The 14,514-nt window shown below is 60.3% G+C and carries 16 protein-coding genes; 7 read left to right on the top strand and 9 right to left on the bottom strand.

The window, feature by feature from the left end; genetic code table 11:
* Window position 1 precedes the first annotated feature (1 nt).
* The 7 genes from fliM to sra all read left to right on the top strand — a co-directional run bounded on the left by fliM (window position 2) and on the right by sra (window position 4,147).
* Complete coding sequence (fliM, locus tag BHU62_RS09825) at window positions 2–1,006, top strand: flagellar motor switch protein FliM (protein WP_004934798.1); 1,005 nt, start codon at window positions 2–4, stop codon at window positions 1,004–1,006.
* A complete protein-coding gene (gene fliN / locus BHU62_RS09820; RefSeq protein ID WP_038876868.1) occupies window positions 999–1,415 on the top strand; it encodes a flagellar motor switch protein FliN in 417 nt (138 codons plus the stop codon). The genes fliM and fliN overlap by 8 nt, the downstream gene beginning before the upstream one ends.
* Window positions 1,415–1,819, top strand: a complete 405-nt coding sequence (fliO, locus tag BHU62_RS09815; protein WP_073531840.1) for a flagellar biosynthetic protein FliO — start codon at window positions 1,415–1,417, stop codon at window positions 1,817–1,819. The genes fliN and fliO overlap by 1 nt, the downstream gene beginning before the upstream one ends.
* Window positions 1,816–2,577 (top strand): flagellar type III secretion system pore protein FliP, encoded by a 762-nt coding sequence (fliP, locus tag BHU62_RS09810; protein WP_073531839.1) that lies wholly within the window; start codon window positions 1,816–1,818, stop codon window positions 2,575–2,577. The genes fliO and fliP overlap by 4 nt, the downstream gene beginning before the upstream one ends.
* A 21-nt stretch (window positions 2,578–2,598) precedes the next feature.
* Window positions 2,599–2,868: a flagellar biosynthesis protein FliQ gene (gene fliQ, locus BHU62_RS09805; protein ID WP_004934803.1), complete on the top strand. Its 270-nt coding sequence runs from the start codon at window positions 2,599–2,601 to the stop codon at window positions 2,866–2,868.
* 2 nt (window positions 2,869–2,870) lie between these two features.
* A complete protein-coding gene (fliR, locus tag BHU62_RS09800) occupies window positions 2,871–3,653 on the top strand; it encodes a flagellar biosynthetic protein FliR (RefSeq protein WP_073531838.1) in 783 nt (260 codons plus the stop codon).
* A gap of 359 nt (window positions 3,654–4,012) precedes the next feature.
* The gene (gene sra / locus BHU62_RS25310; protein ID WP_088776047.1) at window positions 4,013–4,147 is read left to right on the top strand and encodes a stationary-phase-induced ribosome-associated protein; all 135 of its coding nucleotides are present in this window, start codon (window positions 4,013–4,015) and stop codon (window positions 4,145–4,147) included.
* 906 nt (window positions 4,148–5,053) lie between these two features.
* Here the strand turns inward: sra and flgL are convergent.
* The 9 genes from flgL to flgD all read right to left on the bottom strand — a co-directional run bounded on the left by flgL (window position 5,054) and on the right by flgD (window position 14,508).
* On the bottom strand, window positions 5,054–6,013 hold the full coding sequence (gene flgL / locus BHU62_RS09790; RefSeq protein ID WP_073531800.1) for a flagellar hook-associated protein FlgL: 960 nt from the start codon (window positions 6,011–6,013) through the stop codon (window positions 5,054–5,056).
* Between the two features lie 59 nt (window positions 6,014–6,072).
* A complete protein-coding gene (flgK, locus tag BHU62_RS09785; protein ID WP_073531753.1) occupies window positions 6,073–7,722 on the bottom strand; it encodes a flagellar hook-associated protein FlgK in 1,650 nt (549 codons plus the stop codon).
* A 286-nt stretch (window positions 7,723–8,008) separates the two neighbouring features.
* The gene (gene flgJ, locus BHU62_RS09775) at window positions 8,009–8,953 is read right to left on the bottom strand and encodes a flagellar assembly peptidoglycan hydrolase FlgJ (protein WP_073531749.1); all 945 of its coding nucleotides are present in this window, start codon (window positions 8,951–8,953) and stop codon (window positions 8,009–8,011) included.
* On the bottom strand, window positions 8,953–10,053 hold the full coding sequence (locus tag BHU62_RS09770; RefSeq protein WP_073531748.1) for a flagellar basal body P-ring protein FlgI: 1,101 nt from the start codon (window positions 10,051–10,053) through the stop codon (window positions 8,953–8,955). The genes flgJ and BHU62_RS09770 overlap by 1 nt, the downstream gene beginning before the upstream one ends.
* A 145-nt stretch (window positions 10,054–10,198) precedes the next feature.
* On the bottom strand, window positions 10,199–10,900 hold the full coding sequence (gene flgH / locus BHU62_RS09765) for a flagellar basal body L-ring protein FlgH (RefSeq protein ID WP_073531739.1): 702 nt from the start codon (window positions 10,898–10,900) through the stop codon (window positions 10,199–10,201).
* 83 nt (window positions 10,901–10,983) lie between these two features.
* Window positions 10,984–11,766: a flagellar basal-body rod protein FlgG gene (gene flgG, locus BHU62_RS09760; RefSeq protein ID WP_073531737.1), complete on the bottom strand. Its 783-nt coding sequence runs from the start codon at window positions 11,764–11,766 to the stop codon at window positions 10,984–10,986.
* Between the two features lie 18 nt (window positions 11,767–11,784).
* Window positions 11,785–12,540, bottom strand: a complete 756-nt coding sequence (locus BHU62_RS09755) for a flagellar basal body rod protein FlgF (protein WP_073531735.1) — start codon at window positions 12,538–12,540, stop codon at window positions 11,785–11,787.
* A gap of 12 nt (window positions 12,541–12,552) precedes the next feature.
* Entirely contained in the window at window positions 12,553–13,776 is a 1,224-nt protein-coding gene (gene flgE, locus BHU62_RS09750) for a flagellar hook protein FlgE (protein WP_073531732.1), read from the bottom strand.
* Window positions 13,777–13,830: 54 nt separating this feature from the next.
* Window positions 13,831–14,508: a flagellar hook assembly protein FlgD gene (gene flgD / locus BHU62_RS09745; RefSeq protein WP_073531731.1), complete on the bottom strand. Its 678-nt coding sequence runs from the start codon at window positions 14,506–14,508 to the stop codon at window positions 13,831–13,833.
* Window positions 14,509–14,514 lie beyond the last annotated feature (6 nt).

Below are 14,514 nucleotides of genomic sequence, written 5' to 3'. Positions count from 1 at the left end.
TATGGGCGACAGCATTCTTTCACAGGCAGAGATCGACGCCTTGCTCAACGGCGACAGCGCGGGTGATGAACCCGAAGCGGTGGTCGGCAAAGAGAGCGAGGTCAAGCCTTACGATCCTAACACCCAGCGCCGCGTGGTGCGCGAGCGTCTGCACGCGCTGGAAATCATCAACGAACGTTTTGCCCGGCAGTTCCGCATGGGGTTGTTCAACCTGCTGCGTCGCAGCCCGGATATTACCGTCGGCCCGATCAAGATCCAGCCGTATCACGAGTTCGCCCGCAACCTGCCGGTGCCGACCAACCTGAACCTGGTGCATCTGAACCCGCTGCGCGGCACCGCCCTGTTCGTGTTCGCACCGAGCCTGGTGTTTATCGCCGTCGACAACCTGTTCGGCGGCGACGGCCGCTTCCCGACCAAGGTCGAAGGCCGCGAGTTCACCCCGACCGAACAACGGGTGATCAAACGCATGCTGCGCCTGGCGCTGGACGCCTACGGCGACGCCTGGAGCGCCATCTATAAAATCGACGTGGAATACGTGCGCGCCGAGATGCAGGTGAAGTTTACCAACATCACCACCTCGCCGAACGATATCGTGGTCACCACGCCGTTCCAGGTGGAGATCGGCGCGTTGACCGGCGAGTTCAACATCTGCATTCCGTTCGCGATGATCGAACCGCTGCGCGAGCTGTTGACCAACCCACCGCTGGAAAACTCGCGGCAGGAAGACAGCCACTGGCGTGAAACGCTGGTGAAGCAGGTGCAGCACTCCGAACTGGAGCTGATCGCCAACTTCGTCGATATCCCGATGCGGCTGTCAAAAGTCCTGAAGCTGCAGCCGGGCGATGTATTACCGATAGACAAGCCGGAACGCCTGATCGCCCATGTGGACGGCGTACCGGTTCTGACCAGCCAATACGGCACATTGAACGGGCAATATGCCCTGCGTGTTGAACATTTGATTAACCCTATTTTGAATGCTCTGAGTGAGGAACAGCCCAATGAGTGATCCTAAGCAACCGTCTGGCGAAGGAAAGGAATCCGTAGACGATCTGTGGGCTGATGCGTTTAACGAGCAGCAGTCGACAGAGAAATCCGGCGCGAGCACCGAAGGGGTGTTCAAGTCGCTGGAAGCTCAGGATGCGCTCGGCAGCCTGCAGGATATCGACCTGATCCTGGACATCCCGGTCAAACTGACCGTGGAACTGGGGCGCACCAAGATGACCATCAAAGAGCTGCTGCGCCTGTCGCAAGGCTCGGTGGTGGCACTGGACGGCCTGGCCGGCGAACCGCTGGATATCCTGATCAACGGTTACCTGATCGCACAAGGTGAAGTGGTGGTGGTGGCCGACAAGTTCGGCGTGCGCATCACCGACATCATCACCCCGTCCGAACGTATGCGTCGACTGAGCCGCTGATGACCGCCGCGGCGCCCGTTACCGTCCAAAGCATCCAACACCCTGCCGCGCCGGCCTTGCCGGCCGGTTCGGTGTTGATGCAGGTCAGCAGTGCGCTCGGCGGCATTCTGCTGCTGATCCTGCTGGCCGGTTGGCTGTTCCGTCGGCTGGGGTTCGCCCCGCAGGCGCGCAACAACAAGCTGCTCAACCTGCGCGCCAGCTGCCAGGTCGGGCAGCGCGAGCGCGTGGTGGTGGTGGAAGTCGACAATACCCTGCTGGTATTGGGCGTCACCGCCCAGCAGATCACGCCGCTGCATACGCTGCCCGCACCGCCGCAAGACACCGGCGCGGCCGAAACCGCAACGCCGGCGGACTTCCGCCAACTGATGCAAAAAGTTCTGAAACGCCCGGAAAAATCGGCATGACCTCGACTCTTCGTTCCCTTATCCGCCGTCCGGCGGTTTGGCTTCCTGCCGCCCTGCTGTTGATCAGCCCGGCGGCCGGCGCGCAACTGCCGGGGCTAATCAGCCAGCCGCTGGCCAACGGCGGCCAAAGCTGGTCGCTGCCGGTGCAGACGCTGGTGCTGTTGACCTCGCTGACCTTCCTGCCCGCCATGCTGTTGATGATGACCAGCTTCACCCGCATCATCATCGTGCTCGGGCTGCTGCGCAACGCTCTGGGCACGCCGTCGGCGCCGCCGAACCAGGTGATGCTGGGGTTGGCGCTGTTCCTGACTTTCTTCATCATGTCGCCGGTGTTCGACAAGGTCTACCAGGACGCCTATCTGCCGTTTAGTCAAGACAAGGTCAGCCTGGACGTCGCGTTGGATAAAGGCGCGCAGCCGCTGCGCGAGTTCATGCTGCGGCAAACGCGCGAAACCGATCTGGCGCTGTACGCCAGACTGGCCAATCAGCCACCGCTGGCCGGCCCGGAAGCGGTGCCGATGCGCATCCTGCTGCCCGCCTACGTCACCAGCGAACTGAAGACCGCCTTCCAGATCGGCTTCACGGTGTTCATTCCGTTCCTGATTATCGACCTGGTGGTCGCCAGCGTGCTGATGGCGTTGGGGATGATGATGGTACCGCCGGCCACCATCTCGCTGCCGTTCAAACTGATGCTGTTCGTGCTGGTCGATGGTTGGCAGCTGCTGCTCGGCTCGCTGGCCCAGAGCTTCTATTCCTAACCCGCAGCCGGAGAGAACGAGATGACACCTGAATCGGTTATGGCGCTCGGCACCGAGGCGATGAAAGTGGCGCTGGCGCTGGCCGCCCCGCTGCTGCTGGCGGCGCTGATCAGCGGCCTGGTGGTCAGCCTGCTGCAGGCCGCCACCCAGATCAACGAAATGACGCTGTCGTTCATCCCCAAAATTCTGGCGGTGGTGGCCACCATCATCATCGCCGGCCCCTGGATGTTGAACCTGCTGCTGGACTACATGCGCACCCTGTTCAGCAACCTGCCTACCCTGATCGGCTGACCGTGCTCACCTTCGACAGCGCCCAGCTCACCGTCTGGCTCAGCCACTATTTCTGGCCGCTGCTGCGCATTCTGGCGCTGATAAGCACCGCGCCGATATTCAACGAGAAGCAGATCAGCAAAAAGGTCAAAATCGGCCTTGGCGGGCTGATCGTCATCCTGATCGCGCCGACGCTGCCCGCCAGCAATATCCCGATCTTCTCCGCCGCCGGCCTGTGGTTGGCGATTCAACAGATTCTGATCGGCGCAGCGCTGGGATTAACCATGCAGTTCGCTTTCGCGGCGGTGCGCCTGGCGGGCGAAGTGATCGGCATGCAGATGGGCCTGTCGTTCGCCACCTTCTTCGATCCCAGCGGCGGCCCGAACATGCCGGTGCTGGCGCGCCTGCTCAACCTGCTGGCGATGCTGCTGTTCCTCAGCTTCAACGGCCATCTGTGGCTGATTTCGCTGCTGGCGGACAGTTTCCACACCCTGCCTATCCAAACGCAGCCGCTGAACGGCAACGGCTTCCTGGTGCTGACCCAGGTCGGCTCGCTGATCTTCATCAACGGCATGATGCTGGCGCTGCCGCTGATCTGCCTGCTGTTGACGCTGAACATGGCGCTCGGCTTGCTCAACCGCATGACGCCGCAGCTGTCGGTGTTCGTGATCGGTTTCCCGGTCACCATGACCTTCGGCATCATGACGCTGGGTATGATGATGCCGATGCTGGCCCCGTTCTGCGAGCATCTGTTCGGTGAAATCTTCGATCGGCTGGCGGCGGTTGTCGGCGGCATGACCTTCTGATCTTCTGCTCCCTCAATCCACCTTCCCTTCTTCCGTATGAGACAAAATGGCAATAAACGCGCTTTCTTGGGACAAAAGCCTGAGAAATGCCTTTTATCCAGATTAAGGTTCAAATATCCCCCACGGCTTGAATAAAAAAAACTCCGACCTAGAATAGATCCGGTAACGAAATATCGCACTCCGCTATTTCATGAATAAACAGCATTAGAAGCCGTCTATTCGTTAGCGATAAAATTAACAACATTCAACCAGGCATTATTTTAATGCACGGCTGATAATTCACATCTTGAATAAATGCGTCCGGCGCCTGCCGGCTGCAGGGCGCAGCATCGACCTTTGCTAACCACAGGAGCGACATCATGATTAAAGCGAAAAGCAACCGCAAGGCACGCCGGTTATTCGGCTTGACCCACTGGAAAAGCAACAAGTTTAAAGTGTCCTTCTCCGATACGGTCGCCGGCGGCGAATGGAAAGTGGTGAAGAAAAAGAAATAACCCCTTGCGGATTTCAGCAAAAACTCCGGGTTGCGCCCGTATCCGGTCTCTGCAACGCCATTCGACGTTGCGCCGGATCGGCAGCCCGGTAACGACACTCATCATTCACCGGCAAATCATTGTGTATTTTATTCTTGGGGATGGAATAACGCGCCACATCACCCTGGCTGCTGCGCCAAATTTAAAAATAGTGCATTAATTATTTAACTTACTCATACCAGTTATTTATTCACTGACAAGAAAAATCGATTTCCCACCTTGCCTCCCCAGCGTTACATTGAAAACAACCTTGCAGCCAGCATGCTGCAGGCCTCACTAAAACATAATCGGTGTAAATATGAAAATAAAATTTCAGCTGAGTGATTTATTCATCAGCGGGATCGCCATTTTGATCATGAGCACTATTTTAAATACGCTGGGTTTCTCCTGGGGGTTATTTGTTCTGCCGCCTGACGTCGATAGTTTCGTCATCATCCCGTTTACTTTATTTGGCTCATTGAAGTTGGCCGAGTGCCTCTATAAGCCAATACGGTGGCTGCTAAATGAAAGCCGCAATTCTCAAATCGAAAATAACAACCATAAAATAACGCTTGATAGCGTTAACAGGAGATCGACCTATGTTGAGAGAACTTACCAGAGAAGAAATGCAACGGGTCGGCGGCGGCAATGCTGGCGGCCAATGCAATAGACATTCGGGCCGCGGCGTGCCTTTCCGCTGACGCATAAGGTGACTGGCGGAAAACGCAGACAAAAAAAGGCGCGTCACTCAGCCTGTAGTGGGAGAACGAGTGACGCGCCAAACGAGTGCGCCCGGTTTCAAGAAGCCTCCATCCCCGCGGAGCGGAGATGGCATTTTCTAAGCGCACTAAAGGGAAACCCGTCGCGGTCGGCAACGGGGTATTGCTCTTAACGATTCATCTGGAACAACGACATGCCCTGCATATCGCTGAAGGTTTTATACGACGCCTGCAGCGCCGCCTGCTGCATAAAGTAAGACGAGATAGACTCGGCCAGATCGGCGTCCGTCAACGCGCTCATCTGGACCTGGTTGGTCATATCGCGCTCTTTACCGATGCCGTCCAGCTGGTCCATCTCCTGCAGCTGGCTGCCCAGTTCGGCGCGCACGCTCAGCACGTTGTTGTAGGAGTTGTCCAGGCCGCGGTTGGCTTTCGCCAGCGCATCGTTCACCTGCTGCTTGGTGGCGTCGTCGGCGCCCTGCAGCGGCGTTTTCAGCGCGTTCAGCGCGATATCGATGCTCTCGAACACGTTGCTGACCGGCGCGCTGCCGTCCGGCTCGGGCTTAGGATTGCTGGTCAACGACATGAACACCGCGTTGCCGGTATGGCCGATGGTCATGGTGCGGTTGGCGTCCACTTTCTGCTGAACCGTCTTGTCGCCGCCCTGATAGCTGACGGTACCGCCGTTGTCGACGAACGGCGCCTGGTCGTTCACATACCCGCCGAACATATAGCGGCCGTTGCCGTCGGTGCTGTTGGCCTGGTTCAGCAGCTGATCTTTCAGCCCCTGCAGCTGGGTGGCCAACGATTGGCGGTCGTTATCGCTTTCGGTGCCGCCGGCGCTGACGATTAGCGACTTCATGTCCGCGATGGTGGAGGTCGCGCCGGACAATACCGTCTCTTCCATCGACACGCTCTGACGGGCGAAGGTGCGCGCCAGCGTGTACTGGTTGTTTTCCGCCTGCGACTGCGACAACATCACCGCGCGCGACGCCGCCAGCGGATCGTCGGACGGGTTGATCACCCGCTTGCCGGTAGCAAGCTGCTCGGCGGCCTTCATGAACAGCGACTGGTTGCCCGTGATGCCGTTCATGTTCTGTTGGTACATCATGCTGGTGCTCATGCGCATGCTGTGGGTTCCTTACTCTGAGCGACCGGCGCCGTTATCGGCGCCGGTTAACAATGAAATCAACGAATGTTCAGCAGCGCATCGAACAGCGAGCTGGCGGTCTGAATCACCTGCGCGTTGGCCATGTAGTACTGTTGGAAACGCAGCAGCTCACCGTACTCTTCGTCAAGGTTGACGCCGGACATCGACTGCTGTTGCTCACCCAGCTGCTTCACGATCTTGGCCTGCGAAGTGGCGACAGCCTTGGCGGCAGCGGTTTGGTTACCGACGCCGCTGACGATGCCGGCGTAAGCGCCGCTCAGGGTCGCCTTGCCGTCCACCAGGTTTTTGGTCTGCAGATCCAGCAGCTTCTTGGCGTTTTCGTTATCGCCGCGGCCGCTGTCGTCTTTACCGGCGGCGGCGATCTTGGACGAGTCGGTGATGGCCACTTTCAGGTTGCCCGCCACGTCGCTGACCGGCTTCACGGTAAAGCTGTCTTTGGCCTTCGCATTGCCGTCGATGCTCACTTCCAACCCGTCGAAGTTCAGCGTCGGTTTGCCATCGGCGCTGGTGCCCGGCGTGGCGTTGACTTTCACATTGTCCGGCAGGCGGCTGACCTGCCAGTTGCTGCCGTCGAACTCGACGCGATAATCGTTGGCCTTCACCTTGCCGGTGTCGGTGTAAGAGACCGACAGCGACGCGTCGCCGGTGTTGCGGGTGTTATCCACCACCCGGCCGCCGCTGAAGCTGAAGAAGTCGCCGCCTGCATCGCCGTGCAGATCGAAACCGGCGCGGTGTTGCTGATTGAAACTGTCCGCCATCGCCAGCGCCAACTGGCCCAGCTGATTGCGCACGCCGTCCAGCGTTTCGCTGCGGAATTTCAGCACGCCGCTCAGGCTGCCGCTGGTGATCTGGCCTTCCGGCACTTCGCTGGCGCCATTGCCGCGGTTATAACCGATGGTCAAACGGGAAGGATCGCTGCTGGAAGGCACGGCTTCCACCTGATAGGTGTTGCTGCCCTGCACCAGGGTCAAACCGTTGGCGAAGGAGACGGTATAAGCGTCGCCGTCCTGTTGCGTGACCTGTACGCCCACCAGTTGGTTCAGCTCAGTGACCATCTGGTCGCGCTGATCCAGCAACGCATTCGGCTCGCCGCCGGCGCTGCCGCGCAAACGGGTGATCTCGTCGTTCAGCTTGGCGATCTGTTGGCTATAACTGTTGATCTGCTGCGCCGTATCACTGATCTGCTGATTGACGCCGTTGTCCATGTCACGCAGGAATTTGTCGGTGTTGTTGAACTGGTTCACCAGACCGTTGGCCTTGCCCAGCACCGTCTGGCGCGCGGCGTCGTCACCGGCGTTGCTCACCAGGTTCTGCAGGTTGGTGAAGAAATCCTGCATGTTGGTCGACAGCGGGTTGGTCTTGCTCGCCAACAGGTTGTCGATCTGCGAAATCTTCTCGTAATAGGCGTTTTGCGCCCCGAACGCGCTTTGCGCGCCGCGCAGCTGGTTGGTGATGAACTGGTTGTATTCGCGGTTGACGCTGGTCACGGTCACGCCGTTGCCGATGAAGCCGCTCATGGTGGCCATGCCGCCATTCTGCGCCAGGATCGCGGTCTGGCGGTTGTAGCCCGCCACGTTGTAGTTGGAAATGTTGTTGCTGACGGTACTGAGCGCCACCTGAGCCGCATTCAGCCCGCTCATTGCGGTATTGATTAAGCTATTGGACATCGGAATTCCTTATGCTGCGGCGCCGGTGGCCCACAGAGTTCTTAATTGAGCTGCTGAGCCTGTTCGCTCAGCCTGTCTCGGTTATCGGCAAAAATGGGAAGAACTTGAGGAAAAAAAGCGGCAATGCAGTCAACATCCAGCTAGCCTCCATTACCGCCTATCCCCTAAATAATTGGCGTCGCAGCAAGGCGGCAAGCAAGGGCGGCCCCGGGAGCTTGGTTAAGCCAAGTGACCGGGGCCGAGCTTGTGCAGTCAAGGCCGCTGCGGCGTCAAGAATGACGGGGATTTAGAACAAGTCTTTCAGATCGTGGGTATACGCCTTGACCGCCTGCTCCCCCGCGTTCTTCATCTGCTGAATCACGCTGACCAGTTTGCTGGCGTACTGCGGGTCGGTGGCGTACCCGGCGCGTTGCAGCGCATGCGCCGCCTGTTCCGGGCTGCGCGCGGCGGCCACATCGGCGTAGCGCGGGTTGTTGGTCAACAGCTTGACGTAATCGGCGATCGCCTCGACGTAAGAACCGTAAACGCGGAACTTCGCCTTCACCTTCTTCGCCGCGCCCTGTTCGAACTCGGTGGTGGTGATCTCCGTCACCGGTCCGTTCCAGCTGCCGCCGGCCTTGATGCCGAACAGGTTGTAGCTCGGCGTACCGTCTGAGGTCGGGATCTCGCGCTGGCCCCAGCCGGACTCCAACGCCGCCTGCGCGACGATCAGCTGATGCGGAATGCCGCTCTGCTGGCTGGCAACCTTCGCCGGAATCGACAAGCGGGCGACGAAATTGCCATTGTTGAGCGACATCGGCGCGGCGGCCGGCGGCGCCTTCGGCATCGCCCGGCGCACCATCTGCTCCAACGCCTGATTCGGCAGCGTCTGCAGCACCTCGTTGTCCAGCGCCATCGGCGACATGCCCGCCGTTTCGCTCGGCACCACATTGGCGTTGCTCATCTGCTTGACCATCATGTCAGCCAGCCCCAGCCCTTTTTGCGACATCTGCTGGGCGATTTGCTGGTCGTACATTGAGGTATAAAGCCGCGTTTGGTCGCTGCTCAACACCCCGTCCTGCGGCAAGGCGGCGCGCATGCTTTTCAGCATCATCTGCACGAACATGCCTTCCACCTGCTGCGCCACCTGCTTCAGGTTGCCCTGCGGGTCGGTCGCCGCGTCGCGCTTCAGGCTATTCAACGCCTGGGCGTCATAGGCCGCGCCCGACATCGCCATCAGATCGCCGGCCATCAGATGATTTCCAACTTGGCGCGCAGGCAACCGGCGCTCTGCATCGCCTGCAGAATCGACATCAAATCGATCGGCGTGGCGCCCAATGCGTTCAGCGCGCGGATCACATTGTTCAGGTTGGCGCTGGCGTTCACCTTCTGCAGCGATCCGCCCTGTTGTTGCATCGAGATCTGGGTGTTCGGGGTCACCACCGTCTGGCCGCCGCCGAACGGCGTCGTCGGTTGGCTGACGGTGTTCTGCCGATCGACCACCACCGACAGGTTGCCCTGTGCGACGGCGCAAGAATCGAGGATCACGTCGCGGTTCATCACCACCGAGCCGGTGCGCGAGTTGATGATCACCTTGGCGTCCATCGCCCCGACGTTGACGGTGATGTTTTGAATCTCCGCCAGGAAACGCACCTGAGAGCTGTTGCCCTGCGGCACCAGCACCTGAATGGTGCGGGCGTCGAGCGGTGTGGCGGTGCCGCCGCCGCGCTGGCGGTTGATGGCGTCGCTGATCTGCTGCGCCAACGTGAAGTCTTCGTCGTTCAGCTGCAGATTGAGCACCCCGCCGCTGCCGAAGGTGGTCGGCAGTTCGCGCTCGATGGTGGCGCCGTTGCTGATGCGCCCGCCCGCCAGCTGGTTGACCTGCACGCTGCTGCCACCGGCCGCCGCGCCTGCACCGCCCACCAGCACGTTGCCCTGCGCCAGCGCATAGACCTGGTTATCCACGCCTTTCAGCGGCGTCATCAGCAGGGTACCGCCACGCAGACTCTTGGCGTTGCCCATCGAAGAAACCACCACGTCGATGTTCTGCCCGGCGCGCGAGAACGGCGGCAGTTTGGCGGTCACCATCACCGCCGCCACGTTCTTCAGCTGCATGTTGGTGCCCGGCGGCACGGTAATGCCCAGCTGCGACAGCATGTTGCTCAGGCTTTGGGTGGTGAACGGCGTCTGCATGGTCTGGTCACCGGAGCCGTCCAGCCCCACCACCAGGCCGTAGCCGATCAGGGCGTTATCTCGCACGCCTTGTACCGTCACCAGATCGCGAATGCGCTCCGCCGCCGCCGGCAGGCACATCGTTCCGATCAGCAAAGCCATCAGGATTTTTTTTGTCATTGGAACCTCATTCGCCTTAGCCAAAAGGCGTTATTGTCGCAGGCAGTTTGAGGGCGAACAGCGCGCAGGAAACGGAGCGTACACGCAGTACGTGACGTTTCCGAGCACGGCCCAACCTCAAAATGGCAAGTAAACTAGCCTGTACTCAAAACGGTGAAACATTTAAGAAGAAGCGCTGCAGCCAACCCATGGTCTGCGCTTCGTTGATATAGCCATTGCCGACGTATTCGATACGCGCGTCCGCCACCTGCGTCGAGGTGACCGAGTTGTTGCCGCTGATGGTGCGCGGGTTGACGACGCCGGAGAAGCGAATGAATTCGGTGCCCTGGTTGATGGCGATCTGTTTTTCCCCCACCACGTGCAGGTTGCCGTTGACCAGCACCTGATTGACCGTCACCGTAATGGTGCCGTTGAAGGTGTTGTTGGCGTTGGCGCCGCCCTTGCCGCCGAAGGTGCTGTCGCCGGAAATGTCCATATCGGCACGCGCATTGCCCAACAGGCCGTCGAGATAACGCGGCGAGGTGGCAACGCCGAACTTGCTGGCGCCGTTGCGGCTGGCGTTGGCGGAGGAACTCTTGCTGGCACTGACGTTTTCCTGTAACACGATGGTCAGGGTGTCACCGACGTTGCGCGGACGGCGGTCTTCAAACAGCGGCTGGTAGCCGTAGTTCATCGGCTGCACCGTCTGGAAGATCGAACCGTTCGGCATCGGCGCGCTGGCCGGCGCGGGTTGCGCCGTGGTCACGCCGTCCACCAGCGGTTTGTGCGGGATATAAGCGCAGCCGCTCAGCGTCAGCATCACCATTCCCGCCAGCCAGCGTTGTCCCTGCCGCGGCAGGAGTGCCATCGAATATGTGGTTACCACGGGTATCGCCTTTGTTTCACGAAAGAGAATGACGGGCGCGGCATGCCGGGCCCGTCAATGACAGATTACAGTTGCGTCAGCTTTTGCAGCATCTGATCGGAGGTCGATACCGCTTTGCTGTTGATCTCGTAAGCGCGCTGAGTCTGGATCATGTTGACCAGCTCTTCCGCCACGTTGACGTTGGAGGTTTCCACGTAACCCTGATACAGCAAACCGGCGCCGTTCAGCCCCGGCGTGCTCTCGTTCGGCGCGCCCGAGCTTTCGGTTTCCTGATACAGGTTCTCGCCCACGCTCTCCAGACCGCTGTCGTTGACGAAAGTGGTCAGCGTCAGTTGGCCCACCTGCTGGGCGGCGGTTTGCCCCTGCTGGGTGACGCTGACGATGCCGTCGCGGCCGACGGTGATAGACCGCGCGTTAGCCGGAATGGTGATCGCCGGCTGCACCTGGAAACCGTTGGAGGTCACCAGCTGGCCGTTCTGGTCGATCTGGAACGACCCGTCGCGGGTATAGGCCTGGGTGCCGTCCGGCAGCATCACCTGGAAGAACCCCTGCCCCTTGATGGCGACGTCTTTGCTGTTGTTGGTCTGCGACAGGTTGCCCTGGCTGTGCAGACGCTCGGTCGCCACCGGACGCACGCCGGTACCGATCTGCAAGCCGGAAGGCAACGTGGTCTGCTCGGAGGACTGTGCCCCCGGCTGACGCATGGTCTGGTACAGCAGATCTTCAAACACCGCACGTTGACGTTTGAAGCCGTTGGTGCTGACGTTCGCCAGGTTGTTGGCGATCACGTCCATGTTGGTCTGCTGCGCGTCCAGACCGGTTTTGGCAATCCATAAGGATGGAATCATCGGTTATTTCCTTGCTGCTTAGCTCACCGAGAGCAGTGAGTTGGCACGCTGTTCGTTTTCATCCACGCTGTGGATGACCTTCATTTGCATTTCAAAACGACGGGCGTTGGCGATCATGTCGACCATGGTCTCCATCGGCTTGACGTTGCTGCCCTCCAGCACGCCCGGCATCACCCGCACCTGCGGATCGTTTTGCAACTGATTGCCGCGCTGCTGTTGGGTTTCCGGCGTCAGGCGGAACAGACCGTCGTCACCGCGCATCACTTCGCGTGCATCGGCTTTCACCAGCTTCAGGCGGCCGATCTGCGCAATGGTGTTCGGCGGATCGCCGGCATTCAGCGCCGAAATGGTGCCGTCGGCCGCGATAGTGATCTCCGCCGACGGCGGCACTTCGATCGGGCCGCCGTCGCCCATCAGCGGCAGGCCCTGCACCGTCAACTGCCCGGTGGAGGAAACCTGAATATTACCGTTGCGGGTATAAGCTTCACCGCCGCCCGGCAGGCTCACCGCCAGGAAGCCGTCCTGCTGCAGCGCCACGTCCAGCGGGCGCGCCGTGTAGTTCAACGCCCCCTGGCTCATGTCGGCGCCCGGCGTCGAGGCCGTCACCAGAGTACGCGTCGCCAGGCTTGGCCCGTCAACCGGTACCGCGCGCAACGCGGCGAGCTGGGCGCGAAAACCCGGCGTCGAGGCGTTGGCCAGGTTGTTGGCGGTGATGGACTGCTGTTCCAGCGTTTGGCGCGCCGCGCCCATCGCGGTATAAATCGCGTGATCCATAACTCGGCCTTATTAGCGCAGGCTAACCAGCGTCTGCAGGATGGAGTCCTGCGTCTTGATGGTCTGGGCGTTGGACTGGTAGTTACGCTGTGCGACGATCATGTTCACCAGCTCCTGGCTCAGATCGACGTTGGAAGATTCCAGCGCGCCGCTGGTCAGCTTACCGAAGCCGCCGCCGCCCGACAGACCGACGCGCGGCTGACCGGAAGCGCCGGTTTCCTGCCAAACGTTATCGCCCTGCGACGCCAGCCCTTCCGGGTTGGAGAAGTTGGCCATCACGATCTGGCCCAGCACCTGGGTCTGCTGGTTGGAGTAGATGCCCACGACGGTGCCGTCGTCCCGGATCTGGAAGTTGGTGTATTCACCGGCGGCATAGCCGTCCTGCGCCACTTTGCTCACCGAGTCGCTGCCGACGTTCTGCTGCATGCTGCCGGCGAAGCTCAGGGTGAAGTTTTGCGCCGGCGCACCGTCTTTGGCAGTCATCGGGATCACCATGCTGAACTCGCCCGGCGTGCCGTTGGTGCTGGTGGTTTTGACCAGGTTGCCGCTGGTGCTGAACTCCATGGTGCCGGCATCGACCGGGGCCGCGCTGCCGTCCTGGGTGTAGACCTGCCACTTGTTGTCATCGGTCTTCACGAAGTAAGCGTTGATGTTGTGCGCGTTACCCAGCGAGTCGTAGGCGGTGATGGTGTTGACGTAGTTGTAGCTGTCCTGTTTGGTCGGATCGAAGGTCTTGTTCTCCGGCACTTTATGCGTGGACTTCAGGTTGGCGACCATCTCGCCGGAAGTCGACGCCTTGGCGTTCATCATGCCTTCAGGAATGCTCAACGGCACCGGGTTGGCGCCCTGCTGGATGGTCGGCGGGGAACCGGCCGCCGGGTAACCGGTCAGCTGCAGACCCTGCATGTTGGTCAGGTTGCGGTTCTCGTCCAGTTTGAACTGGCCGTTGCGGGTATAGAAGATGCCGCCATCTTTATCCTGCATGCGGAAGAAACCGTTGCCGTTGATGGCGACATCCAGCGCGCGGCTGGTGCCAGTGGTGGTGCCACCCTTGAAGTTCTGGGTGATGCCGGACACCTTGACGCCCAGCCCCACCTGCGAACCGGCGAACATGTCGGCGAAGGATACGCTGCCGGATTTGAAGCCCGCAGTCGCGGAGTTGGCGATGTTGTTACCGATCACGTCCAGGTTGGTTGCTGCCGCGTTCAAGCCGCTGACTGCCTGAGAAAAGGCCATGTTATTCTCCGAATAGTGGTCAGGCTATCGTCCGATTGAGCCTGATGCTTAGGGTTATAAGATCTGTCGCACGTCTTCCAACGTGGCGTTGCCCGCCAGGCCGAGATCCAGCTTGGCGCCTTTGCCGTCGCGGATCACGCCGTTGACCAGGCCGAAGTGCAGGCTGCGCGCCACCAACTGCTCGCCGTTGCCTTTGGCGTTGACGGCCACTTTGTAGGCACCGTCTGGCGCGGTGGTGCCGTCATCCAGCGAACCATCCCAGGTGAAGGCGTGCACGCCGGCGGTCAGACCGCCGATGTCGATAGTGCGCACCACCTGCCCGCTGGCGTTGGTGATGGTGGCGGTCACCTGATCGGCGGCGCGCTCCAGTTCCACGCCGAACGGCGTGGTGCTGACCTTGCCATCCTTGCTGCCCACCAGAATGTTGTTGCCCGGCACCATCACGCCGTGGCCGATCAACGCGCTGGCCTGCAGCGACTGATTGCTGTTGATCTGGCCGGAGATCGAACCCAGGGTGGTGTTGAGTTTTTCGATGCCCTGAACGGTGTTGATCTGCGCCAGCTGCGAGGTCAGTTCGTTGTTCTGCATCGGATTGGTCGGATCCTGGTTTTTCAACTGCGCCACCAGCAGCGTCAGGAAGCTGTTTTGCAGATCCTGGCTGTTGGTGCTTTTGCTGTTGTTGCCGATGACGGTGTCGTCCAACGACTCGTTAGTGGTTGCGGCGATAGCCATGGGATC

Origin of the sequence: Serratia marcescens (assembly GCF_001902635.1) — a bacterium.
Lineage (GTDB): Bacteria > Pseudomonadota > Gammaproteobacteria > Enterobacterales > Enterobacteriaceae > Serratia > Serratia marcescens_F.
The sequence above is the reverse complement of the archived record's forward strand: the minus strand, read 5'-3'. Positions and strand labels throughout refer to the sequence as shown.

What these genes read in the sequence shown, in the direction of transcription:
- fliM (WP_004934798.1), top strand. Translation starts at nt 2, where the DNA reads ATGGGCGACAGCATTCTTTCACAGGCAGAGATCGACGCCTTGCTCAAC.
- fliN (WP_038876868.1), top strand. Translation starts at nt 999, where the DNA reads ATGAGTGATCCTAAGCAACCGTCTGGCGAAGGAAAGGAATCCGTAGAC.
- fliO (WP_073531840.1), top strand. Translation starts at nt 1,415, where the DNA reads ATGACCGCCGCGGCGCCCGTTACCGTCCAAAGCATCCAACACCCTGCC.
- fliP (WP_073531839.1), top strand. Translation starts at nt 1,816, where the DNA reads ATGACCTCGACTCTTCGTTCCCTTATCCGCCGTCCGGCGGTTTGGCTT.
- fliQ (WP_004934803.1), top strand. Translation starts at nt 2,599, where the DNA reads ATGACACCTGAATCGGTTATGGCGCTCGGCACCGAGGCGATGAAAGTG.
- sra (WP_088776047.1), top strand. Translation starts at nt 4,013, where the DNA reads ATGATTAAAGCGAAAAGCAACCGCAAGGCACGCCGGTTATTCGGCTTG.
- flgL (WP_073531800.1), bottom strand. Translation starts at nt 6,013, where the DNA reads ATGCGCATGAGCACCAGCATGATGTACCAACAGAACATGAACGGCATC.
- flgK (WP_073531753.1), bottom strand. Translation starts at nt 7,722, where the DNA reads ATGTCCAATAGCTTAATCAATACCGCAATGAGCGGGCTGAATGCGGCT.
- flgJ (WP_073531749.1), bottom strand. Translation starts at nt 8,953, where the DNA reads ATGGCCGGCGATCTGATGGCGATGTCGGGCGCGGCCTATGACGCCCAG.
- BHU62_RS09770 (WP_073531748.1), bottom strand. Translation starts at nt 10,053, where the DNA reads ATGACAAAAAAAATCCTGATGGCTTTGCTGATCGGAACGATGTGCCTG.
- flgH (WP_073531739.1), bottom strand. Translation starts at nt 10,900, where the DNA reads ATGGCACTCCTGCCGCGGCAGGGACAACGCTGGCTGGCGGGAATGGTG.
- flgG (WP_073531737.1), bottom strand. Translation starts at nt 11,766, where the DNA reads ATGATTCCATCCTTATGGATTGCCAAAACCGGTCTGGACGCGCAGCAG.
- BHU62_RS09755 (WP_073531735.1), bottom strand. Translation starts at nt 12,540, where the DNA reads ATGGATCACGCGATTTATACCGCGATGGGCGCGGCGCGCCAAACGCTG.
- flgE (WP_073531732.1), bottom strand. Translation starts at nt 13,776, where the DNA reads ATGGCCTTTTCTCAGGCAGTCAGCGGCTTGAACGCGGCAGCAACCAAC.
- flgD (WP_073531731.1), bottom strand. Translation starts at nt 14,508, where the DNA reads ATGGCTATCGCCGCAACCACTAACGAGTCGTTGGACGACACCGTCATC.